Genomic DNA, 24516 nt, shown 5'->3' on the forward strand with positions numbered 1-24516 from the left:
TTGTGAAGCGGCGCTGAACCCGTTATAATCGCGCGATGAATACTCAAGCTCGCGATATCTTCTCGCACCGTAAATACTGGCCGCACAAGTTTGGCCCTGCCACAGAACTACCCATGACTCGTGAAGAGATGGATATTCTGGGATGGGATTCCTGTGACATCATCATTCTCACCGGCGATGCCTATGTCGATCACCCTAGTTTTGGTATGGCTATTATTGGCCGCCTGCTGGAATCGCAAGGCTTTCGCGTGGGCATTATCGCGCAACCGAATTGGCATAACGTTGACGATTTTCAGCGCTTAGGCAAACCTAACCTGTTCTTCGGGGTTGCCTCGGGCAATATGGATTCGATGGTGAATCACTACACCTCCGACCGTAAACGCCGCTCGGATGATGCCTACACGCCTAATGGTGAAGGCTTTAAACGCCCTGATCGTGCGACGATTGTTTACTCGCAGCGCGCCAAAGAAGCCTATAAAGGTGTGCCGGTTGTTATCGGTGGGATTGAAGCCAGCTTACGCCGTATCGCGCAGTATGATTATTGGTCTGAGAAAGTCCGTCGTTCTATTTTGCCAGACTCCAAAGCCGATTTATTGGTATATGGAAATGCTGAGCGAGCGATTGTTGAAGTTGCGCATCGTTTAGCCGGCGGTGACAAGATTACGGACATTACCGATATTCGCGGCACCGCGTTTATGCGCCAAGGCATTCCGGAAGGCTGGACCGTAATCGACTCCACCAGCATCGACGAGCCGGTCACACTGGAGCATCCTGAAGCCAATCCTTATATCGACACGACCAAGCAAAATGATTGCGAAAAAAGCAATACTGATGCGGTAGCCAAGATCGAAAAGGAAAATGAAGGCGCGGCGCAGGTGGTGTTCTTTGACCATCGCCCAAAAAATATTGATCGCGATACCAGTGTTATTCGTCTGCCATCCTATGATCAGGTAGTCGAAGATAAATACCTTTATGCGCATACCTCGCGCGTGTTCCACTTGGAAACCAATCCGGGTAATGCGCGGGCGTTGATTCAGCGTCACGGTAAGCGTGATGTGTGGCTAAACCCACCGCCGATTCCGTTGAGTATGTCGGAATTCGATAAAGTATTTGAAATGCCGTATACCCGTAAGCCGCACAGCTCGTATGGCGATGCGACCAACCCCGCTTACAATATGATCCGTTTCTCGGTGAATATTATGCGTGGTTGTTTTGGTGGCTGTACGTTCTGCTCGATCACCGAGCATGAAGGGCGGATTATCCAAAGCCGTTCGGAAGATTCCGTTATTCGTGAAGTGGAAACCATCCGCGATACGGTGCCGGGCTTTACGGGTAATATTTCTGACTTGGGTGGCCCGACGGCGAACATGTATCGTCTGGCTTGTAAGAGCCCGAAGATTGAAGCCTCTTGCCGTCGCTTGTCCTGCGTGTTCCCTGGTATTTGTAGCAATCTGAATACCAATCACAAGCCGCTGATTAATCTGTATCGCCGTGCGCGTGCGTTGCCGGGTATTAAGAAGATCTTTATTGCCTCTGGTTTGCGTTATGACTTGGCGGTGGAAGATCCGGAATACGTAAAAGAGTTAGTCACGCATCATGTGGGAGGCTATCTGAAGATCGCTCCAGAGCATACCGAAGCACAGCCGCTGTCTAAAATGATGAAGCCGGGAATTGGCACTTATGATCGCTTTAAGCAGCTGTTTGATAAGTACTCGACTGAAGCGGACAAAGAGCAGTATTTGATTCCGTACTTTATCTCGGCGCATCCGGGAACTACGGATGAAGATATGTTGAATCTGGCGCTGTGGCTGAAGAAAAGTAACTTCCGACCTGATCAGGTACAGGCATTCTTGCCAACACCGATGGCACTGGCCTCGGCGATGTACCACACGGAGTTGAATCCACTTAAGAAAGTTGACCGTAACTCTGAACGTGTAGGCAGTGTGCGTGATTCAGGGCAACGTCGTTTGCATAAAGCCTTGCTGCGCTACCATGCACCAGAAAACTGGCCGATTATTCGCCAAGCACTGAAAAAGATGGGCCGCGCTGAGTTGATCGGAAACGGCAAGCACCATTTAGTACCTGCCTGGGACCCAGCAACGCCACGGGCGAAATCAGATGGCGGAAGCGGTAGCGACTTGCACCACCGGATACGCGGTAAAGCAGGCAAAGGCGCTGCACCCTTTAAGGGAAAAGCAGGGCGCGGCGGTCGCGGTAAAGGCGGCGGTGCACCGGCTGGAAAACGTTAGGTAATTCGCATTCAAACAGCTAAAACCTTATTGCTGGAGTAAATGAAATGGCTTTAATCTCTGCAACGACACAGTTATATCGCAAGTGCTTATTCGCATGTTTGTTGATAGGTAGTGCAGGGATTAGCTTTTTAGAACCGGCCTACGCGATTGTCGCAGGCGGGGTTCGCTCGGAGCCGGTGATCGTCTTTTTTGGTATACCTGCACCGCTGTTGATAGGCTTTATTGTTATCAGTTTGGCGCTGCTGGCAATCTGGCTGATTACCCGTTCGATGATTTTTGCAGTGTTGTTTGCCATCATCGAAATCGGTGGACTTTCGGCAATGGCGAAAAGCGTTGGCTGGGATGTTGTAGAGGCTGATGTGGTTTGCCATATGTATGGGACACTGCCGACGTTTGAGGTAGTTGGTTCGATTTAGTTAGTTTGAATGAGTGATTTAAAAAGCCCCTGCATTGGTTTGTAGGGGCTTTTTTATGCCTGCTATTTTTCAATTAGTGCTCAGCGCTCCAAGTACTCAAACCTCATAGCACCCACCCAGCAAGGCCAATTATTCCATTAAACAAGCGCCTTACGACGTAGGAGTTGAAGCGTTTTCATGGAACAATTGGCCGCCCCCAAAAACCTTATGATTTGCTAACTGTCCTAAAACACTTAAAATATAGCAACACTAAACCCCCGTCTCATTGACAACCAACCGACATCACACAGGAAGTACCCAATCATGAACATCAAACGTGCTTTTGCCGCTGCTAGTATCAGTTTTGCACTCACCGGCGTCGCGCAGGCCGACATTGTGGTCTCGTCCAAGATCGACACCGAAGGCGGCTTGCTTGGCAATGTCATCGCGCTTGCCTTAGAGGATGCCGGCTTACCCGTAGAGCGTCGCTTGCAGCTGGGCGGCACACAGGTTGTGCGTGAAGCTTTGCTGGCTGACCAGATTGACATTTATCCTGAATACACTGGCAATGCGGCGTTCTTCTTTAATGAAGCCGATAGCCCAATCTGGAAAGACGCCAAAGCCGCTTATGAGCGCGCTGCGGAGTTGGACGCTGAGAAAAACAAACTGACATGGCTGCAATCTGCGCCTGCTAATAACACGTGGGCCATTGCCCTGACTGGTAAAGTCGCTGAAGAAAACAAGCTGACCACCATGTCCGAATTTGGTGCTTGGGTTGCGGGCGGTGGTGAAGTGAAGCTGGCCGCATCCACTGAATTTGTTTCCTCGCCAGCGGTACTGCCAGCGATGCAGGAAGCTTATCAGTTTAAGCTAACACCAGACCAAACCGTCGTGCTTTCAGGTGGCGATACGGCGGCAACGATTCAGGCAGCAGCGCGCGGAACTTCCGGCGTGAACGCGGCAATGGCTTATGGTACTGACGGTGGCGTTGGGGCAACGGGCTTAGTGGTGATGGCAGATGACAAGGGTGTGCAGCCGGTTTACGAGCCTGCGCCAGTGGTTCGCGATGCGGTATTAAAAGAATACCCTTCAATTGCTGAAGTGCTGAATCCGATTTTCGCTGAGCTGGATATGGCGACGCTGCAAAAGCTGAATGGCCGCATCCAAGTCGGTGGCGAACCCGCTGAAGCCGTGGCTCGCGATTACCTCACTCAAACTGGCGTGCTGGACTAATCGCGGCGCTAATGCCGGTGCGCGCCGCAGGTCCTCGTGTATCCGCGCCGGGCCTGTTGCTCGCACTGCTTGGATTTGCGGCGCTGCTTGCGCCGTTTATGACGCTGGCAGCCAATCGCATCGTTGCGGGTGAGGGCATCACCGCTTGGCAACTTGCAGGGCCGGAGGTGACATTACCTGGCTTGACTGCGATTGTGGCCGGTTTGGTTCTTGGGATCTTTGCTGCATGGCCGCGTGTGCGGTTGGTGGGTGCAGCCTTGGGGTTGGCTGGTTTGGTTTGGCTGCTTTCCCAGAGCGCGCCGCAGCTATTGGAGGGAGCAGGGAGTTATGCTCGGGTTTCTCCAGGCTTAGGCTTTTGGTGCCTGTTAGCCGTTCTGATTTTGCTGATGGCTGATGCTTTGACTAGCTTGTCACCGGGGCCATTTGCACGGATTGGTTTATTGCTGGCGATGCTGAGTTTGCTCGCCATTGTGCTTGGCTCTGGTCTGCTTTCCGATCTTTCAATCATGCAGGAATATGCCAGTCGCAAAGCCGCTTTTGGTGATGCTGCGCTGCGCCACCTTAGTCTTGCCTTCGGCTCTTTAGCGGCGGCAACTGTTATTGGTATTCCGCTTGGCATTCTCTGTTACCACGGCGAGAGGCTGCGCAAAATAGCACTTCCCGTGCTGAGCTTCCTGCAAACCATTCCATCGCTGGCGATGTTCGGCATTATGATTCCTTTGCTGGGTTGGGTTGCAAATACTTATACGGCGGCCAAGGCGATGGGAATTGCTGGAGTAGGTTTTGCCCCAGCCTTTCTAGCTTTATTGCTCTATTCACTGTTACCCGTTGTGGCGAATATGGTGGCCGGATTACAAAGCGCGCCTGAGAAAGCTCGCGATGCCGCGCGCGGAATGGGAATGACTGTATGGCAGCGGCTGATCCATGTTGAATTGCCGCTGGGTTTGCCGATGATTCTTGCTGGATTGCGCATCGCCTTGGTGCAAAATATCGGGCTGGTGGTGATCGCCGGATTAATTGGTGGTGGCGGCTTTGGCTCCTTTGTGTTTCAAGGGCTCAACCAGACAGCCACCGACCTGATACTACTGGGCGCATTGCCCACCGTAGCGCTGGCTCTAACCGCCGCAATTCTTATGGATGTACTGGTCGAACTGACCAAACCGACATCAAGGAAAGCCTCATGATCGAGATCGACAAGATAAGCAAACTCTATGATGGCAAGCCAGCGGTAGATGCGGTGTCGATGACGGTAGAGACGGCTTCCATTACCGTGATTGTGGGAACGTCTGGCTCAGGTAAAACGACGTTGCTACGGATGATCAATCGCTTAGTCGAGCCAAGCTCCGGCGACGTACGCATTAATGGCGAATCAATCCATGCAGTATCAAAAACGGCTTTGCGGCGGCGCATCGGCTATGCCATTCAAGGGCATGGCTTGTTTCCGCATTACACTGTCGGGCGCAATATCGGGACTGTGCCAACATTGCTAGGCTGGCCTCAGGACAAAATCAATGCACGCGTAGATGAGTTATTAGATCTGTTTTCAATGGAGCCCAGTCAATTTCGTGATCGCTATCCCGCCGAGTTATCGGGTGGTCAGCAACAACGGGTAGGAGTGGCGCGCGCACTTGCTTCGCGACCGGATCTGTTATTGATGGATGAACCCTTCGGCGCACTCGACCCCATCATTCGGGCAAGGGCGCAGGAGGACTTACGACGCATACAACGCGCGCTCGGCTCAACCATTATGCTAGTCACACATGATATGGAAGAAGCCATTCAACTTGGCGATCGGGTAGCGGTAATGGATGCCGGGAAGCTAGTGCAATACGGCACACCCGCCGAAATTATCCAGCAGCCAGCAACCGAATTTGTAGCGAATATGGTGGGCGGCGTAGAGCGACCATTACGGCTTTTATCGTTATATCCAGTCTCTGATATTGTCGAGGAAGGAGCGGCAGACGGTGAGCCGCTGGAGGCAAATACCAGCCTGCGTGATGCGCTGTCAATTTGCTTGTGGACGGGTAGGGAAGCACTGCCTGTGGTAAAAGAAGGCGTACTTTTAGGTCGGGTAACCTTAGATGCTATCCGCGCCTGCGCTGAAGGTCCAAAATGAAGTTGGCGACAATATTTCGGGCAGCGCTGGTTGCACTGCTATTAGCACTGGTACTCAAACCGACGTGGTTTACCTGGGTTTTTGCACCCTTTGCGCCAGTTAATGGCCCGATTATTTATGAACGGGCATCGCTGCTCTCGTTGTCGCTCAGCCATTTGGGCTTGGTAGCGCTGGCTTCCAGCGTGGCAACATTAGTCGCGGTCGCCTTAGCCATTTTAGTCACCCGTCCAGCGGGCGCGGCATTTTTACCCTTATCGCGCACCATTACGAATATGGGGCAAACCTTTCCGCCGGTTGCCGTACTGGCATTGGCTGTACCCGCACTAGGCTTTGGCGCAGGTCCAACTTTAGTGGCACTGTTTCTCTACGGCCTGTTGCCGATCTTCGAAAACGCAATCACCGGATTCTCAACCCTACCACCTGCAACCATGGAAGCCGCCCGAGGGCTCGGCCTAAGCCGCTGGCAACGACTTACCCGAGTCGAACTACCACTCGCCATGCCCGTTATCCTAACCGGCATCCGCCTATCCGTAGTCATCGCACTTGGCACCGCCACCATCGGCTCGACCGTCGCCGCCAGAACCTTAGGTGAAGTCATCATCGCCGGATTACTCACAAATAACACCGCCTACGTACTACAAGGCGGCCTAATCGTAGGCCTCTTCGCCGTACTCATCTACGACAGCCTAGTCCAACTAGAAGCCAAATTAGTCCAAAAATACTCCAACTCAAATCCTCACTCAAAAACATAGAACCACCTAACCACCTAACCACCCGCCATCCACATCACAAGGTCAATGATTCCATTAAACAAGCGCCTTACGACGAAGGAGTCGAAGCGTTTTCATGGAAACATTGGCCGCCCCAATAACTACCGATCAATCACAACCTGATAACTCACAATCCCCTGCTGCCCACCCAGTAACGTCCCACTAAACTGCCACTGAATCCCCGCCCCACTAACCACCGGATTACAACTCAAACTAGTCGGCGTACTCACACAAGCCGCCGAGCCACTGCTCAACTCCGTCATCACCGGCACTGAGTCATTAATCACCAAATCGTTAATCGCCCCACGGCCCGTATTTCGATAATGAATACGATAGCGCAAAGTCTCACCCGGCAGGGCAGTATTCAGTGTTTCCGTTTCAGGTGATCCCTGAGTCAAATTCTGTACCTTCTTCACCAGTTTAAGACGCGATGCACCAACACTATTATCCGCAACCGCCGCTTGTTGCGCAGTGGTTATATCACGCACGGTCAACATTTGACTGCCAGATAAACTATTCCCAGCATCAAACATCGCTGTCAGCGTTTGCAGGTATTGATCACCCGCTGGCGTATTGGCAGGCGCGAACACTTTATTAATCACGCAGACCGGAACACCACCACTCACGGCGATTGGATTACTCAACGCCACACTGACTTCATTATCATTCAAAGTCCCACTACAATCGGCATCGAGATACAGCAAGCTCGACCATGCCGTATTGGTATTGCTTTGGGTAATACTGACATTGCCACTTAATGCGCTGCTAAAGCGGTGCGCATAAAAGGCCACATTGCCTGGCAGTATTTGCCCCTGATGGTCTGGCTCAAAGCGTACCGGACTAATATCACCAAAGTTTTGATTGGCAATTGATTCGCCGGCACTAAGTGTGAAAATAGTCCCAGCATTGAGGCTGGTTGAGCGATAGTTTGCAGGGTCTCTGGCAAATTCCACACCACAGTTTTTCGGGACAGGAGCTGTTTCATTGGCCGCTTCATAGACTTGGTAGGAGCCAGCGTCTAACCCACTAAATCGGTATTCACCGCTACCGGTTGTTTGGGTGCTGACACAGGCGAGCGTATCGGTATTTAGTAGCACGACGGTCACGCTGCCGATTCCCGACTCACCGGAGTCATAGCTCGCGTTGCTATTATCGTCATGATAAACGCGGCCGCTCACGCTCATTTTTCCGCTAATGGTAATCGGATAATCCTCAACTTCACCGTCACGTTTTTCACCGCTAGGCTCTTCATTGCTTAAGCCTTTGCTGGTCAGTCGTAAGCGCAGGTGAGTATTGCCGGACTGGCTATCCAATGGAATATCTGACCATTGCAAGGTGAGGTTAGCGCTATTAGTGCCATTGGCAATTTGCCTAATCGCCGCTTCATCGGGTTCGAAAATGCCGTTTTGGTCGAAGTCGATCCAGCCAATTAATGTAGCCGCCGTGCCGCTTAAATTGGTGACATTGCTTGTTACACGGTATATGCGATCGGTTTCTTTCAGTGGCGAAAAGCTGCTGATACTGTCTTCGTCGTCGGTACCGGAGTTGTCATCGCCATCGCTATCGGGGCTGTATTGGCTGGCGGCTTCCTCATCAATGCTAGCGCCAAGTCGTAAGCTGGGAATGAGTGGGCCAACGTGGTGAGCGATGCCGTAACTGGCAGGCGCATCACCGAAGTCATTGAGAAAATCACAGTCTCTAACGGTCATATTATCAATGTAATAATCATTCCCTGTTTTCTCGTTGTTTACCGATGAAAGCACGATATCGGCACTGCTTGATGCGCCATTGGTAAAGGTAAATGAGTGAAGCTGCCAAGGCAGTGCCGAATTATCAGCGAGCAGCGGGCCAGTGGTGTACAGGATGTTGCCATCAACGGAGACGGTAATCTCATTGGGATTGCCCGCGCGCTCAGAGTTAGCCGCCCAGAAGGAGTATTCGTATTGCGCAAAGGGCGTAAGCCCACTGAGTGTGAGGCTGATCTTCGTGGGATTGCCATCCGGATCAGCAACAAAAAAGCGTCCGGTCATGCCATATACAGGATCAACTACCGGCTCATGTTGTGAGGTATTTCTGGCGATGACTACATTGGAGACATAGGCGAATTGCCCGTGTAGGGGCGCGCCATCTGGGTTGTTGGTACTGCGCGACTGATATTGCCCATAAGTGCTGCCCGTCACCGCGCCAAGGTACGGATCGGTAGCAGGAGATTGCCCCGGATTGCCGTTTTCGGTGCCGAAGCTACCGGCATCAAACTGTGTGATTAAGTTATCGCTGCCTATCGCGCCACCTTCAGCAACACAGGCGCCGTTCGGTGGCTCGCTCATGGTTTGCTTGGCAATGCTCAGGATATAATCTTCAACTTCACCGTCGATTGCCGAGCCGGTAGCCGATGCGACTTCATTGGCATCGCTGGCGGTTCTTACGCGTACATAAGTCAGCGAAGGCATTAGCCCGATTAGGTTTGACCATTCCAGCGTGGCAACCCCGGCACCACAAGTGATGGGGTGATTATTGTTTTGTTCTGAGTCATCAAAAATGCCGTTATTATTAAAGTCGATCCAAGCGGTAACTGTACTGCTGACGCCTGAGCAGCTGACATCGACACTGTATTCTGTGCTGCTATCGAGTAGAACAGGGAAGTCAGCGACTCCATCTTCATCGTCGCTGCCGAGTGAGTCATCACCGTCGGCATTAATCTCTGACGGGCTGCTGGTTTCGGCATCGGGTGGCGTGCTGCCTAGGTAGACACTGCCGCCAATGGCGTGGCGGGCATGTCCGTAGCCGGTGTTTGCGGTTGGCGCATCGCCCCAATCTTCCTCTTGGCATAAGGCTGCTGAAATCGCGTAGTCATTTTCGAAGCGGTCACTGTTTGTGGTGGAAATTCGCAATTGGCTAGCCGCTTGCTGTGATTGCCAGATAAAGGCTTGGCTTTGGACGCTCGCAGCAGGGCCAGCTTCGACGTGGTAATCCAGTTGTCCGGTAGCCTGAACGGCTCCATAAAAATAGCCACTCGGTGCGGTGTTTATTGGGCTGTAGAGCGAGCCATCTAAAGCGCTAAAGCCATCAATCTTGCCATCGCCGCTCAGCGTTGCCGCGTGTTCTACTCGTAAGTAGAGAGGGTAGTTTGGACTGCTAAATGTCCAGTCAGCGGCTTGCGATTGTGAGGTGGTAAAGCGATTGCTGCGAATAGCCGCATTGCTCAAATTTAGACTGATCACGCCGTTTGATAAGCCAAATAAGCTGCTGACGTCATAGCTGCCAGAGATATTATTTTGGCTGGCAGTATCGGACAGGCCTAAGTCTGCCGGTCGGATATCGATATAGCTGACCGCGCTACAACCGGGGAATTCAGCTTGGTCATTATTGTTAAAGGTACAGCTGACGTTGTCGCCATCGCTTAAGGTAAGTTGATCGCCAACTAAGGTGCCGCCGGTGCAACTGATACTGGTGCGCAAGTAATCGCTAGGGCCAAGCTCCGATAAGGTGTAAGTGCCGGTGCTAACCACCGCATTGGTGATGCTGTCATCGCCAGTAATGCCACTGTAGGTTTGGTTGGTGCCAATGGCGCGTAGTGTCCAGTCTGAGGGTAGGGCATTGCCGCCATTATCATTGCTGACGTTTTTAATCAGCGTTAAGAATACGGGTGGAAAAACAGTCACCAGATAATCTTCGGCTTCACCATCGCTAGCCTCGCCAGTTTGAGCGACATTGCGGTCAGTCGACCATCGAAAGCGAGCGCTGGTTTGAGTGGTTTGTGCGGTTTCAGGTACGGTGATGGCAAGCTCTATCGTGCCATTGTTATCGGTATCCTGAATATTGCTGGCGATGCGCTCGGCGGTATCAAATACGCCATTGGCATTCCAATCTATCCATGCTTGCAGGTATCCAGAAGCGCCATTAACGGTCACGCTAATAGTAGCCGCTTGGCCTCGAACTAAGGTCGGAAAGCTAACACCATCTTCATCATCGCCACCATCATTATCATCGCCCAAGCCATCAACGCTGCCGTTATTAGAGTTCTTGGGTGAGCTATCGATATCCGGCTTGGTAGTCCCTAAATAGACAGTGGGAATGGCGGCAACGCGGTGTGGTGAGTCGCCATAGCTGGGCGCGGCATCACCATAATCCAGTAGCGGTAATAGGGCCGGGCCACGGCAGCTCAAACCATCATTGGTGCCGCCTTCATCGATCGGGCTGGTGGCGATATAAGTGGCTTCACCGGTGCCTGAGCCAAGCACGCCCGCATCGATAATAAATAGGTTATTAGTACCATTATCGTAGGCGTAAAAATAACCATCTTCATCGAACCATTGAGCACCATAGCTGCCGGTGAGGTTTGAACCGCCAAAGTAGGTGGTGGCTCCGGTATCGACATCAAAGTAAAAGACCCGATCAGTTCTTGAGTCAACGGCATACATTTTGCCATCAACAGGATTGAGGGCCATATCGACATAAGAGGCATTAGATGCAGGGCCGGTCAGATTAAAGGATGAGTTGATGGTATAAGGCTCGCTGGTGAGATCCAGCGTCATAATGGTGCCTTTGTTGTTCTTAAAGATCATCGTACCATCGGGCAAAATATCGCCCGCGTTACTGCCTTTGGTATTGCCCATTCCGGCTACCGTACCTAGGTTGGTAAAGGTGCCGTCACCATCGACTACAAATAAATCTTGAGTACCGCTACGGATACCATAGCCTAAGCTATCAATGACGTTATAACCCCAGCCGCCATTAATTTTCATACCGGCACTGGAGCCAACATCAATAAATTCGGCGGTAGTGCCCGTGACACTAATCCGAATGAGTTGGGAGTCTTGGCGAGCAATTTGATAGACCGGAGACTCGCACACAAATGCCTTAGCATTAGCCGGAGGCCCTGCCAAACTAGCGGTTGAGAGGAGGACTAGCAGTAAGCCAAGCCAGCAAATCAGAGCGCGACGAAGCCTTGAGAGTTCTATTATTGTTATTTGCATATCACTCTTATCGTTGGTGAGTCGTGATTATTTTGTAGGCCTAAGCCATTTTAACCAAGCATGACTACGTTGACATTTTATGAGCAAGATTTTCTAGCAAGGCTCCTCTGACCCTAACACGGCAGGAATGAATGCTTGTTGAATGCCAATTATCACGCACTAGTCCTTAAATATTTTCAGTGTAAATTTCCGACTAAAGCGTTATAAATGATTTACGTACTTCGAAAATGCTACCTCATCATCCAACAAGGCTAATTATTCCATTAAACAAGCGCCTTACGACGAAGGAGTTGAAGCGTTTTCATGGAATAATTAGCCGACCCACCAACTTAAGAGGAGCCGGAAAACATGAATCAAAAAACCTTCAACTGGGGCATTATCGCGCCAGGCAGAATAGCCAGAACATTTGCCAAAGGCCTAAGCGTTATCGACGATGCAACCCTGTATGCCGTGGCCAGCTCAGACCACTCACGGGCTAAAGTTTTTGCTGATGAATTTGGCGGCGCAGAGCAGGTGTATGGCAGTTACGATGAGTTAATTGCCGACCCTAATGTCGATGGTATTTACATCGCTAATCCTCACCGCTATCACTACGATTGCGTGGAGCGCTGCCTAAATGCAGGCAAGCCGGTATTATGTGAAAAACCACTCACAGTGACCGCTGCTGAAAGTGAGCGTTTATTTGAGCTGGCAGAGTCAAACGGCGTATTTTTGATGGAAGCTTTGTGGTCTCGTTTCTTGCCGGTTTGGCAGCAGGTTAAGCAGTGGTTAGAGGCGGGCTTGATTGGTGATGTGCGCGTCATTAACTGCACTTTTGGTTTTAATATTCCACGCAATACTGGCGATCGTTTATTAAATCTGGAGCTTGCGGGTGGCGTCTTGCTGGATATGGGCGTCTATTGTGTAGCGATGTCGCAGTTTGTGATGGGGCGTGATCCTGAGCGTATTCTGGCGGATGGCATTGTGGGGGAAACCGGCGTTGATGAGCGCAGTTCTGCACTGCTAAATTATGGCGGCCCGGTGAGTATGATGACCTCAAACTTTCAGGCGCAAACGGCGAATAATTTCGTTATTTCTGGTACTCATGGCTCGATTACGGTCGATGCTGAGTTTTGGGCGGCTAAGCGCGCAACGTTGACGGTTGATGGTGAGGTGACGGTATTTGAAGGGCCATTCAGAGCATCAGGTTTTGAGTATCAAACGGAAGAGGCGATGCGCTGTATTCGAGCTGGGAAGCTACAAAGTGAGGTGATTCCATGGCGCGATACTTTGGGTAATATGCGCACCATGGATGAAATGTTGACTCAGATTGGCGTGGAGTATCCGTTTAGCCCCAGATCTTAGTGAAAGCTTTGGGGCAGGTAATCGACCTCATTTACTGAGTCTGGTTTTGCTAGTTGTCTTTTTCTAACTTAGAGGTCTGTTAAGTGGCCCGTTTTGATCCAGACCTTAGCGCCATCAGCACCTGCCTGAAAGCTTGCTTTATCGCCTGCTTTATAATTTAAGGGTAGGCGCAACCATGAGTTTTTGACCAGCTCATCGCCGGACTCATTAAAGCTGCCGTTAAGTACAAATAACTCAGCACCACCATCGGTGATTAGCTCAATGGTTGCGCCGGCATCCCAGTACTCGACACGCACATTTTCGTACTGATCTTTGTAGAGGGGAGTGACCCAAACACCAACGCGATTGCTGTCAGGCACGCTATCAATTTTGTTAGTATCGATATGTACAAAGGTGCGGTCATCGGCTTGGAACTGGCCTAGCTTAACCATAATCACACAGCCGGGCTCTGAGCCTGGTTGATGGCGCGAGGTTGGGGGATTGCGTACATAGGAGCCAGCTGGCCAGTGGCCGTAATCATCTTGAAATACACCGTCGAGCACCACAAATTCTTCGCCGGTATCATGCGTGTGAGGCGAAAAATGGCTACCCGGCGCATAGCGAACCACGGTTGTGACGCGCTCATCATTAGCGCCCACGCGATCTAAACGGCGACGGTCGACTCCGGCCATTGGCGAGCTTTCCCAAGCCAGCGTGTCGGAGTGTACAAGGACACGTTTTGAAAAATCGTCGTTTACGTTCATGAGCGGACCTTAATTATCGTTAAATTTGTGTGTATGAGACGCATGATATTCCAATTCAGTGCGATACTCTAAATCCGGCGGAATCTATGCCGGTAATTATTTCGATGGTTGGATAAGCGTTTGACTGTGTGCGGCCATTTCCACCGGAACTTAATCTATTTAATGGAGTGTTAATCATGAATGTTAGCGGCAAAAAAGCCATTGTATTTGGCGGTACCTCGGGTATTGGTTTGGCAGCGGTTCAACAGTTGGCTGCGAAGGGTGCAGAGGTTATCGCGGTCAGCCGTAATCCGGATAAAGCTGGCGAGATGCCAGCAAATGTCACTCTGAGACAGTGTGATGTACTGGATCGCGAAGCGCTGCAAGCACTGTTTAGTGAAGTGGCTCCATTTGATATTTTGGTGAGCGCTGCAACCGGTGGCGGACGCGTATTTGGTCCATTTGCAGAGATGGATATGGATGGGTATAAAGCGTCGTTTGATAAGCTTTGGGGCTATACCAATGTCGTGCGTTTTGGTCTGGAGCACTTGAATGAGACAGGCGTGATCGTAGTGGTTAGTGGTACGCCAGCACGTTATTGCAACCCAGGGCAAATTGCGTTGTCATCGGTTGGTGGCGCGGTTGAGGCTATGGTGCGTGGTGTGGCGAAAGAGATTAAACCGAAGCGAATCAATGCAATGTCGCCGGGCTTAATCGATACACCGATGGTGAGTTTAGAAGGCGAGGCGCGTGAGGCACATTACAATAAACTGACTGCTAAGAATCTGATTCCGCGCGCGGGTACGTCAGATGAAGCCGCGCATGGCATCATGTTCCTGATTGAGAATGACTTTGTGACCGGCTCGGTTGTGGATGTTGATGGCGGCTTGCTGTTGTCATGAGCGCTATGTAAAACATGGAGCGTGTTGCTGTCGTTACTAACACCATCTTAGGGATGGGCCGTTTAGTCAGCAGCACGCTCGGTTTGGCAATTCCAGCAGCTTTCAAATGCTGCGCCGTTGGGTTCTTGGCAGTGGCTGCATATCCAGTCCGGACCGCTGATTTTCTCGGTTAATACCTGCAAAATACTAGCCGCTTCATCGTAGTGTGCTTCATCTAAAACCCAAAGCTCCGGCCACGTTTCTGCTGGGACTAAATCGCCTGCGGCACCTGACGCGAATTCATTTTTTAGAACCGTTTCGATGTTTTTGAGAGAAAGCATGTTTCTTGCGTTTTCAACGAGCACTTTGTTTTCGTGGGTGTAGACGAGTTTCATGGTGGGTGATTACCGAGGTTGGGGAAAGTTATTTTAGCACTGTTGGGGAGGAGTGTGGATTGGTGGGATATTGTTGGTGGGGAATTACTTAATAGATTTGAATATTAAGAGTGATTAAATTCGTAGTAAATATGTTATGTTAAATAATAGGGTCAAATCATTTCTATCTGCAACAAGTGCTTCGGTTGAATAGGGCGATGCACTGTAAGTGTGTTTAATGTTCAATGCCCAGCTTTCCGGAATATTGACGTATACGACTAAAAAAGCCACCCCAAAAAACAGGGTGGCTTGATTCAGCATTTGATTAAATACTGCCTATCGCAATTTACTCACCGCGAACTGGCAATTTCAACTCGCCCAAGCTATTCAGGTAAGTGGCATCAAAGTTTTCACGGTCGTACACCGGGAAATCAACTGGACGGTCACGGAAGCTTTTCATTGGCTGACCCATATTACGCAGACCACGCTCACGCTGACGACGCACCTTCTTAAAGTCAACTTCAATCGGAATCAGTTCTTCTTCAACCGACGCCTGATGTAGAATGCGTCCACTCGGGCTAACCACCAACGAACGACCATTTCCGCCAGCACCCAAACCATTGATATGGAACATATAAGTCTGGAACATCGCCGCATTGGCTTGGGCAATCACCAGATCCATATCGCGATCAATAAAGTGTGCCAGTACCGGGCTAATAATCACCTCAGCACCCATGGTCGTTAGGGTACGGTTGATCTCCGGGAACCACACGTCATAGCAAATGTTCAGGCCGATACGACCGACATCAGGCACATCAAATACGCAGAACTCAGTACCCGGAGTAACGCCTTTTTCATACGGCGTAAATGGGAACATTTTACGGTAGCGCGTAACGATCTCACCGGCTGGATTAATGACTGGCGCTGTGTTGTAAACCAGCTCTCCTTGCTTCTCAAAGTAAGAACCCGGAATCAGCCAAACGCCATGCTTCAGCGCGATTTCCTGACAAGCCGTTTCATAAGGGCCACCCATTTCTTCAGCCGTGGCATGGATTGGGCCAGAAGCCGCCAGCTCACTGAACACCACCATCTGAGTCCAAGGGTAGATGTACATCAGCAGCTCTACTTTTTGCTTCAAATGCTCAATGTTGTTTTGAGTAGTGATGTGCGTTTGGATTCCTGCAATAGCTAAATTTGACATATAAAGCTTACTCCAATGATTGTCTTAAAGTTAGTTGTGCCACGAGGTTGCAAACCCGCGCCAACTTCTTTTTATTAATTGCACCACCTCTGGCGTGAGATAACTTTCAGCGCCCCAGAGGTTCTCTTCGGATAAATTCTCATCGTTCGCTGGCGCTACCTGAGGGGCTGCCGCGACGGCTGCAGCGTGTTGCTCACCATAGTGCTCACCGACGATGCTGGTGTTGCTATATTTGACCAGTTGGCTGCGGGCGGTGAAATGCTCGAAACTCTGCGTCAGGGGTTGATGACCTGGCCACAACAGCTCCATGTTGCCGGTCATCGGGCGGTACAGTGCGGTAAACACGGTACCAAATCCTTTATCGTAGCCACGTCGAAATACGGGCTCACTTAAAAAGCGTTGCTTTAAGCTATCTTCATTCTGCGGAAGCCCCAAAAAGTGCTTTAGAATGTCAGCACGCTCCAGCGTCTGAGACATTCGCGCATGTGCTGGCCACTCATTCCCTAACTGATGGTTGGTAGTAAATGGTTTGCGGTCAATGATTACCGGGCGATCTGGCGACATAAATACGGTTGCTAAGGTGCCGGCTTTATCCACCAACGTCAGGTTGTAGGACATGTGCGAGGGGATATTGCGTAAAATCTCCAGCGCATCCTGCGTATCCCGTGCCATTTCCAACACATAGCGCATAATTAGCGGAATACCAAAGCCTTTACCCGCCGCTGCTCGACCGCCAAAGGTCAGTGAGATAGCCAGTCCGGCATCATTCATGCCATCGGATAAACCCGACATGCCTTCGACCATACCCATTACTCGCCGGTTACCGGTCCAGTTTGTTGAGTAAAGGGTTGCTTCGTTTAATCTTGGGTCAAGGTCGTAGTTGCGAATCAGTAAAGGGCCGCTATTAGCATCGTTTAGCACTGCTTGTGAACAGTTCACCAAATAACGCGGTGGCGTCCAGAAGCTTAAGAAACGAGCCGTTAAGGGGTCACCGTTTATCAGTTCTAGCTGTTTTTCCCAGATCGGGTGATACTCTGGCACGTGGCGTTTCAGTGCTCGCTCACAGAGCGTCAGATCGGGAGTCGCTTCACCAATCCGCTCAAGAAACCATTGCCGCCAACCCGGCGCACCGTGATTGAACACCGTTTTCCAGGCTTCACCGGGTTCATTTTCTTTTAACGATCGGAATGCAAGTTGCATGGTGGCTCCTTGAGTATTTGTATGATGCGGTATGGAAGTTCAATGACAAACTATACATCATGGGTCATAATGTATTCCTGAAATCCTCAGTTGTCTACTAAACGGAGTGAAATAATTTATGGCACCTCTACCTTTGTACACAGAAAACGGTGTTTTTGTGCGTCAATCCGATCTCGCTGAGTTACGGGCGCAGTATCGAATAGCTGAATATCCCATTGTGTGGCGCATTCCAAGAATGACGCAGGGTGGCGGCTTTGGGGATTACAGCAAACACCCGCATGCATGGGGTGTAAAATTTAAGGTAGACGGACAGTGGGCGACAGTGATTAGTGCCCGGGGGTTGACCCGCGAGTGGTCGTGTTTGGATAAGCTGGAGCGCTGGTTTAGAGTGCAAGGATTTCAGAGTTTCTGGCTCGAAAATAATTTAGACCCGGTGGGTGAAGCGGCGTCAGGTAATAATGGCCTGACGCCCGACATATCACTTAAGTAGTTGGTTTAGAACCACTTAGTTGAGGTATAGCCGTCTGGAATCACCGTGGTGTCATCTGGCTCAAGTGGCACAATTTTAAACTGTGACTTGATGCCCGCATTCCACGCTTTAGCCCGTGGGAATAGCTCACGGTCAGCCGTTTGCATACGACCACGCGCAATCAATACGCCCAAATCAGCACCGTGATAGCTGTAATCACCTTCGGCATACACGCGCATATAGAACGCTTCATCTTCATGAGTCACACTGGTGACCTGTTGTGCGCGACGACCGAACTCAATGTGTCCGTCCTCATGCATGGTCCAGATACCAGACGCAGGTGCTTGTGTGATCAGTCCAACTTCATCCTCAGTTTGCTTAAGGATTAACTGGCTCCAGTTGTCATAGTCGCGCCAGCGGGCTTGCACATTGTGCAGGCTCAAGTCGTAGTCGACATCCAGGAATTCCAATAGATGGAACAGGAATAATGGCAATCCACCATAGGTCGTAGTGATCAGATTGGTCATTGGCGATGCGCCACTGATGCGTGGGTTTACTTCACCCAAGTACACATCATTGGTGTCGGTATCGACCAAAAAGTCAAAACAGAACACGCCTTTATAGCCTTCCTGCCACAAACGATCACCCAATTTGCGGGCCATCTTCTGTACTTTGTTAACGATTTTGCGATCCAGCAAATTGTGTGACACATCGTTTCCACACCAGCCGCCTTTATAAGGAGTAATTTCCTCAAAGCCGGTAATGTCGGTCATCACTGGGCCAACCAGTGTGCCGTGGCGGGTTGCACAGGCTTCTACAGTACCCGGCAAATGGTTGATGCGCTTCATGATCTTCAGATCTTGCCCACGCATTTTCGACGCGTAGCGATCCCAGTCTTCTTCACTGCTGATAAAGAAAGTGGTGCGGCCAGAGTCGCCATAAGGGGTTTGAACCACCAAATCGCTGCCTAGCTCAGCGTCTTCTGCTAGCTTGCACAGTGTTTCATAGTCATCAGCTTCGGCTAAGATGTTTGGAGCACTGGCAACGCCGGCTTCATTACCTAAACGCGTGGTTTCCATTTTGGAGTCGATACGCGTGCGAAGGGATTCCGGAGGCAGGGCAATCTCTAAGCCTAGCTTAGCTGCCAGCTCTTCGGTTTCCTCGTCAAACATCACGAACAGGGCTTTACCGCCGCCGCCATTGGCTTCGACGCGTGCTTTAAACTCTGGGTGTCCCAATAAGTAATTGGCCACATCTTCCATCGATTTAAAGTCTTGATAGCCTTGGTCTGATGGCACAAGTACATCACGGTGTCCGCCGGCAAAGGTATCAAAGTAGTTTATATATTCGAAATTACCAACCCATTGCTCAATACCCAATAAACTAAACGGGGTTGGGGAGATGAAGTAGATCGGTGTGGTGTTCTTTCTGAGATATTCAAGAATTTCAGATATATTTTTGAGTTTAACTTTCGCTTTTTCACTCATCGAGTGTAATCCTCCAATGATCAATTTCTAGGTCGCATCAGCTCGCCATAGCGCAATCTCTGGAAATGCCACCACCAGCGCCGGGCCGATCATCTGCAGAATATTAGGGGTATACATGGGAAGCGACAATCCGAACTGTTGCCAATGCCTCCGGTTACGATCTTTCATTAACGATAATGAATGAAAGCAGGCCAGTAATCAACGGGCGCGCGGGATTCTGTCAGTTTATTAGCGCAAAGCCGATTTAGATCAGTCGGAAGAGGGATGAAAAAAGCCCTGAGTTGAGTGTCAGGGCTTGATCGTTGGATGCGTGAGTAAACGAGCGGTTTAGGAAGCAGCTCTTCGGGCAAGCCGCTCTGCCAGTAGCTGCCTTACACCACCGATATTCAGTAAATACCCCGCTGCGCCATAAGCCGCTAAACCAAGCATTAATTGCAGGAATAGCCAATGCCAACCGCGTAGATCTTTCACCCAGTACAGGCAAGCGCCCATAATCAGCGTCGCGATAACAATTTTGATTACATCCCGACTTGGAAATGGAATTGGGAAGACTTTTTTCCCAAGATAGAAGCCTAATCCACTACTAATCATAAATGACAACAGCGTGGCGATGGCCGCGCCAAACATGCCCATACGTGGGATTAAAATCAAATTCAGAATAATATTAACAACTGCAGTAAAGGCCGCAATCTTGAAAATGCCGAAGTTACTGTTACCCAATTGGAACGGTAAATGAGCATAGAATGCACCCAGTCCCATAAAGAAAATCGCGCTGGCGACCCATGGCAATAGCATCTTAACGGACGCCTGATACTCCTCGCCGATCAACAGATCAACCAAGCCCGGTCCAACTAAGGACAAGCCCATCACTGCAGGAATCGAGATCCCCAAGAGTAGAATGACGTAGGTATTGAAGTATTCCAGCGCCGCTTGCTTGCCCTTGGTATCCAGCAGTTTCACAATCATTGGATAGGCCGCAAGGTTTACCGCATTCATAATCATTAGGATGGAGTTACCGGCTAAATCATAGCCTACCGCGTATTTACCCGCTTCGGCTTCACCCGACATCCACGCCAACATATAGCGGTCAGATACATTGGCGATCTCATCCATAAAAAAGGATGCAGCTAGCGGTGTGCCGTACATTAATAGCTTGCCAGTAAGCTCAGGAGAGTAGGTGGAGCGGTCAAACAAGGCCCAACTTTTAGCACTAATCAATAATGCCGGAGCCAACATGCCGCAAGCCACACCAAGTACCACACCAACAGGGCCAAAGCCCAAATAAGCCATTAAGCCGCCAATGGAAAGTGCGAGTATCGAATAACTAATAGTCATTAGCGCATAGCTATTGGGCCGCATTTGCGCTGAGAGCATCTGTTGCCCGACGGTGAGTGTGGCAAATCCGGTTAGTAATAATAAGCCTGCCAAGATGGGTAAGGCCCACTCCATACCCGCGATGGCAATGGCCAGTGCGGTACAAATCAGCACCGGTATGCTTAGCCGGAAATAGAGTACGCCGAGGGTCGATACAAAGCTAGTATCGGTATACGTGCCGCCCGGCCAAAACCGCATCAGGCCAACGGGTAGCCAGTTATAAATAGCACTGTGCAGGAATAATGCCGCTGAGAAAATCAGCGTGTAAATTCCGTATTCTGAGGGGGTAAGCAAATGCGTATAGACAGCCAGTGCGCTAAATGCCATCAAGCCGGGTATCGTTTTGGCTAGTATGTAGATACCACTATTTTTTAATAACATGCAGAGTTCTCGTTGGGTACTTGCGACGATCTATAATAATGAGTGTCAGAATGCCTTGAGTATCGGCTGAATTTTAATTGTTGTGATGACTCAATTTACTAGCATTTAACCTAGCCAGTTTAGCCGGAATTTGCGATTTATTAGACAAACTCAGGATAGAGGCGGGTATATACCCGAAGGATGGTCTAAGCTAAAGATCGTGACTATTTAACAGGAAGCTCCATTATGCGAATACTCTCACGCTATTGTTTGTCGTTTTTGCTGCTACTGGCTTGCCAGTTGTCGTTGGCGGCTCCGGCAATTATCGAGGCCAGCGGCCAGAAAATTATGACAGCCTCAGCGGTTAGGGTGCGCATTGCGCCGGATACTCGTGCGGATGAAGTCGGCAAGCTGGATCTTGGAACCTTGGTCTCGCTAAAGCAGCAAACTAAGGATAAACAAAAGATCGGCAGCCTGTTTAATTATTGGTTTAAGGTCAATTCAGGCGAATTATCAGGTTGGGTGTTTGGGGATTTTCTGATCGACTTTAAAGCCGCTGATCAAGACAAAATCTGGGCTGATATCGCTCAAGACCGGCTTAGCAAAAAAGAAATGCTATTCACCGATTGGACCGATCTTTATAACTTTGCTGACCAGTCCTTAGCACAAGCCAAAAACAAAACGACTATCGGCTGGCTAGAGCTGGCTCGCCTCAGTGCTTTACAAGGCAGCTTTGCCCAAATCAATTTTGAGAACGAAAAAGAAAGCCCGTATATGGAGTGGCTAGCGGAGCATAAAGACAAAGTCTATAACGATGAAATCTCTGCGATGTGGTTACTCTCTGCGGAGAAGCTCTGGAAACTGGCAGACAGGCACGCCTATAGCAAGCTGGGTGATGAGATTGCCTGGGCTGCAGCTTCGGCGCAATTAGGCGGTGAGTGCGAAGGTGATGTGGAATGTAATCTGCGCCGCGAAGGCATGACAACCATTGATTACTTACAGCGTTATCCAACTGGCGATCACATTGCCGAGGCGCTAACCGGGCTGGAAGAGGTGCTGGTTTATCTGGTCGCTGAGCTTAAAAGAGAGCCTGACTATTTTCGAGTGATGCCTGAAATGTTAGACAGAATAAAACGCTATATTTACACCGTTGAAAAAACTTGTGGCGATCAGGCGGTAAAGCGCGGCTCGGTCATCACTCAGCTAAAAGTCATCGAATCCTATATTCCTTAAGGGCTGAGCAGGGGGATTAATCGTCCCCCAGCATGTCCTGCAAATTATTGATGTAACTCTTCGCCGTTTGCTGTTGTTGCTCGGGTGAGACTTTTATCCGGTCTTCCCATTCGATATGTTCTTCTGGCAACTCATCTAAAAAGCGGCTTGGCTCACAAGTGATTTTTTCACCGAAGCGATTACGGGTTTTGGCGTAGCTAATGGTCAAGTGCTTTTGGGCACGAGTGATGCCCACATAAGCCAAACGTCGCTCCTCTTCCAAGCCATCTTCTTCCAATGAGTTGGCATGCGGCAGAATATCTTCTTCCACGCCGACCATAAACACATAGGGAAACTCTAGCCCTTTCGCGGTGTGCAGGGTCATCAAGCTTACAGAGTCCTGATCATCTTCTTCCTGATTGCGCTCCAGAATATCCATCAAGCTCATGTGTGCCGCCATATCGGCTAAATCCTGCTGCTTACCATCGCCGTCATCATACAAGCGCTTAATCCAGTCGATCACTTCCTGCACGTTTTCCATGCGGCGCTCGGCCATTTTTGGCGAGTTACTGGTGACTTGCAGCCATTCGCCATAGGAAATATCAGTGATTAATTTCTCAACGATTTTATGCGGCTCAGTCTCGCGGCTGGCATAGGATAAGTCCGTCACCCATTTTGCAAATCCGGCTAAGCGCTGGCGGGCACGTTCACCCAACTGCTGTGCCAATCCCATTTCGGTAGAGGCCGCGAATAAACTGATCTCCCGTTGATTGGCATAGTCACCCAGCTTTTCCATCGTGGTTGCGCCAATTTCGCGCTTCGGTGTGTTAATGACCCGTAAAAAGGCGGCATCGTCGGCGGGATTGCTAATTAGGCGAATGTAAGCAAGGGTATCCTTAACCTCAGCGCGCGAGAAAAAAGAGGTGCCGCCACTGATTTTATAGGGAATGTTGTTTTGCCGTAAGTAGCGCTCAAATAAGCGACTTTGGTGGTTACTTCGGTACAAAATCGCAAAGTCACGGTATTCCACGCGATCACGGAAGTTGTATTTCATGATCTCGCCAATCACTTTTTCAATTTCGTGCTCGGCAGTACGGCAAGGCATAATTCGAATCTTGTCACCTGCGCCCAAGGCACTCCACAGCGTCTTTTCATACAAGTGAGGGTTATTGGCGATCAGGAAGTTAGCGCTATCCAAAATACTGGAGGTAGAGCGGTAGTTTTGCTCCAGCTTGATCAGCTTTAGGGTGGGGTAATCCTTTTGCAGCTCACCGATATTCTCAGGCCGCGCACCACGCCAAGCATAGATCGACTGGTCATCATCACCCACCACGGTAAGTTCAGCACGCACACCGGCTAACTGACGCACCATATTGTACTGACAGTTATTAGTATCCTGATACTCATCCACCAGCAGGTAACGTAGCTTGTTTTGCCATTTGGCCAAAATCTCAGGATGGTCATTAAACAGCTGCACCGGCAGTACAATCAAGTCATCGAAATCCAGCGCATTATAGGCTTTGAGCTGGCGCTGATAGCGTTGGTAAACCTTGGCAGCCAGTAAATCCTTAGGCGTCATGGCTTGTTCAAAAGCTTTGGTTGGCGAGATAAAGTCATTCTTCCAGCGGGAAATAATCCAACGGAAGTCGTCATCCGGTTCAGGGCTGTCTTCATCGCGTAGCATCAGGTCTTTGATTATGGTGCTGGTGTCTTGTGCATCCAAAATACTGAAGCCCGGCTTATAGCCCAGAGCTTTGTACTCGCGGCGAATAATATTCAGGCCAAGGTTGTGGAAGGTAGCCACGGTCAGGCCGCGCGCTTCTTCTTTACTCAATAGCTGCGACGCACGTTCCTTCATCTCTCGGGAGGCTTTATTGGTAAAAGTGATCGCGGCGATGTTTTTGGCGCTGATATTAGCATTGCGGATAAGCCAGGCAATTTTCTGGGTAATTACCCGCGTTTTACCACTGCCGGCACCCGCTAACACGAGTAACGGGGAGCCGATATGTTCGACAGCTGCTTGTTGTTCTGGATTTAAACCTGACATCAAAAATCTATCCGTAATGACTGCCGCAAGGGCGCTTGCGAAGAGCGCGATAATAGCAGATGCCAAAGGGCTAATCTAATGAACTCATGGCTAGTTTTAGGGG

18 protein-coding genes are annotated in these 24516 nt (G+C 50.1%); 10 read left to right on the plus strand and 8 right to left on the minus strand.

Features of this window, described 5'->3' with window-relative positions:
* The first annotated feature begins 35 nt into the window (after nt 1-35).
* The 6 genes from LEUMU_RS24620 (at nt 36) to LEUMU_RS0104200 (ending at nt 6748) form a co-directional block, all read left to right on the plus strand.
* Nucleotides 36-2249 (plus strand): YgiQ family radical SAM protein, encoded by a 2214-nt coding sequence (locus tag LEUMU_RS24620; protein ID WP_022951018.1) that lies wholly within the window; start codon nt 36-38, stop codon nt 2247-2249.
* Nucleotides 2250-2296: 47 nt separating this feature from the next.
* On the plus strand, nt 2297-2668 hold the full coding sequence (locus LEUMU_RS0104180) for a hypothetical protein (protein ID WP_022951019.1): 372 nt from the start codon (nt 2297-2299) through the stop codon (nt 2666-2668).
* 303 nt (nt 2669-2971) lie between these two features.
* The gene (gene osmF / locus LEUMU_RS0104185; protein ID WP_022951020.1) at nt 2972-3880 is read left to right on the plus strand and encodes a glycine betaine ABC transporter substrate-binding protein OsmF; all 909 of its coding nucleotides are present in this window, start codon (nt 2972-2974) and stop codon (nt 3878-3880) included.
* An 11-nt stretch (nt 3881-3891) separates the two neighbouring features.
* Nucleotides 3892-5064, plus strand: coding sequence for an ABC transporter permease (locus LEUMU_RS0104190; RefSeq protein ID WP_022951021.1), 1173 nt, complete (start codon nt 3892-3894; stop codon nt 5062-5064).
* Nucleotides 5061-5996, plus strand: a complete 936-nt coding sequence (locus tag LEUMU_RS0104195; protein WP_022951022.1) for an ABC transporter ATP-binding protein — start codon at nt 5061-5063, stop codon at nt 5994-5996. The genes LEUMU_RS0104190 and LEUMU_RS0104195 overlap by 4 nt, the downstream gene beginning before the upstream one ends.
* Nucleotides 5993-6748: an ABC transporter permease gene (locus LEUMU_RS0104200; protein WP_022951023.1), complete on the plus strand. Its 756-nt coding sequence runs from the start codon at nt 5993-5995 to the stop codon at nt 6746-6748. Before LEUMU_RS0104195 ends, LEUMU_RS0104200 begins: the two co-directional genes overlap by 4 nt.
* Before the next feature lie 119 nt (nt 6749-6867).
* Here LEUMU_RS0104200 and LEUMU_RS0104205 read toward each other — a convergent pair whose 3' ends face one another.
* Nucleotides 6868-11742, minus strand: coding sequence for a GEVED domain-containing protein (locus tag LEUMU_RS0104205; protein ID WP_084708030.1), 4875 nt, complete (start codon nt 11740-11742; stop codon nt 6868-6870).
* Between the two features lie 348 nt (nt 11743-12090).
* Here LEUMU_RS0104205 and LEUMU_RS0104210 point away from each other — a divergent pair, with 348 nt between their 5' ends.
* The gene (locus tag LEUMU_RS0104210) at nt 12091-13086 is read left to right on the plus strand and encodes a Gfo/Idh/MocA family protein (protein WP_022951025.1); all 996 of its coding nucleotides are present in this window, start codon (nt 12091-12093) and stop codon (nt 13084-13086) included.
* Between the two features lie 68 nt (nt 13087-13154).
* Here LEUMU_RS0104210 and LEUMU_RS0104215 read toward each other — a convergent pair whose 3' ends face one another.
* Nucleotides 13155-13829: a cupin domain-containing protein gene (locus LEUMU_RS0104215; RefSeq protein WP_022951026.1), complete on the minus strand. Its 675-nt coding sequence runs from the start codon at nt 13827-13829 to the stop codon at nt 13155-13157.
* Between the two features lie 176 nt (nt 13830-14005).
* Here LEUMU_RS0104215 and LEUMU_RS0104220 point away from each other — a divergent pair, with 176 nt between their 5' ends.
* A complete protein-coding gene (locus tag LEUMU_RS0104220; protein ID WP_022951027.1) occupies nt 14006-14710 on the plus strand; it encodes an SDR family oxidoreductase in 705 nt (234 codons plus the stop codon).
* Nucleotides 14711-14772: 62 nt separating this feature from the next.
* Here the strand turns inward: LEUMU_RS0104220 and LEUMU_RS0104225 are convergent, their stop codons facing one another.
* From LEUMU_RS0104225 to LEUMU_RS24625, 3 genes are all read right to left on the minus strand, one after another.
* Nucleotides 14773-15084 (minus strand): putative signal transducing protein, encoded by a 312-nt coding sequence (locus LEUMU_RS0104225; RefSeq protein WP_022951028.1) that lies wholly within the window; start codon nt 15082-15084, stop codon nt 14773-14775.
* 325 nt (nt 15085-15409) lie between these two features.
* Nucleotides 15410-16264, minus strand: a complete 855-nt coding sequence (locus LEUMU_RS0104230) for a carbon-nitrogen hydrolase family protein (RefSeq protein WP_022951029.1) — start codon at nt 16262-16264, stop codon at nt 15410-15412.
* Nucleotides 16265-16294: 30 nt separating this feature from the next.
* The gene (locus tag LEUMU_RS24625; RefSeq protein WP_022951030.1) at nt 16295-17464 is read right to left on the minus strand and encodes a C45 family autoproteolytic acyltransferase/hydrolase; all 1170 of its coding nucleotides are present in this window, start codon (nt 17462-17464) and stop codon (nt 16295-16297) included.
* A 118-nt stretch (nt 17465-17582) separates the two neighbouring features.
* Here LEUMU_RS24625 and LEUMU_RS24630 point away from each other — a divergent pair, with 118 nt between their 5' ends.
* The gene (locus LEUMU_RS24630; RefSeq protein WP_022951031.1) at nt 17583-17954 is read left to right on the plus strand and encodes a hypothetical protein; all 372 of its coding nucleotides are present in this window, start codon (nt 17583-17585) and stop codon (nt 17952-17954) included.
* 5 nt (nt 17955-17959) lie between these two features.
* Here LEUMU_RS24630 and LEUMU_RS0104245 read toward each other — a convergent pair whose 3' ends face one another.
* Both LEUMU_RS0104245 and LEUMU_RS0104255 read right to left on the minus strand, forming a co-directional pair.
* Entirely contained in the window at nt 17960-19420 is a 1461-nt protein-coding gene (locus LEUMU_RS0104245; RefSeq protein WP_022951032.1) for a biotin carboxylase, read from the minus strand.
* A gap of 327 nt (nt 19421-19747) precedes the next feature.
* Nucleotides 19748-21175 carry a lipopolysaccharide biosynthesis protein gene (locus LEUMU_RS0104255; RefSeq protein WP_022951034.1) on the minus strand — a complete coding sequence of 476 codons (1428 nt, stop codon included), beginning with the start codon at nt 21173-21175 and terminating at the stop codon, nt 19748-19750.
* Nucleotides 21176-21400: 225 nt separating this feature from the next.
* On the opposite strand from LEUMU_RS0104255, the gene LEUMU_RS0104260 reads away from it, so the two are divergent.
* Nucleotides 21401-22387, plus strand: coding sequence for an SH3 domain-containing protein (locus LEUMU_RS0104260; RefSeq protein ID WP_022951035.1), 987 nt, complete (start codon nt 21401-21403; stop codon nt 22385-22387).
* A 16-nt stretch (nt 22388-22403) separates the two neighbouring features.
* On the opposite strand, the gene rep is transcribed toward LEUMU_RS0104260, so the two are convergent.
* Nucleotides 22404-24413: a DNA helicase Rep gene (gene rep / locus LEUMU_RS0104265; protein ID WP_022951036.1), complete on the minus strand. Its 2010-nt coding sequence runs from the start codon at nt 24411-24413 to the stop codon at nt 22404-22406.
* Between the last annotated feature and the right edge of the window lie 103 nt (nt 24414-24516).

Source organism: Leucothrix mucor DSM 2157, assembly GCF_000419525.1.
Taxonomy (GTDB): domain Bacteria; phylum Pseudomonadota; class Gammaproteobacteria; order Thiotrichales; family Thiotrichaceae; genus Leucothrix; species Leucothrix mucor.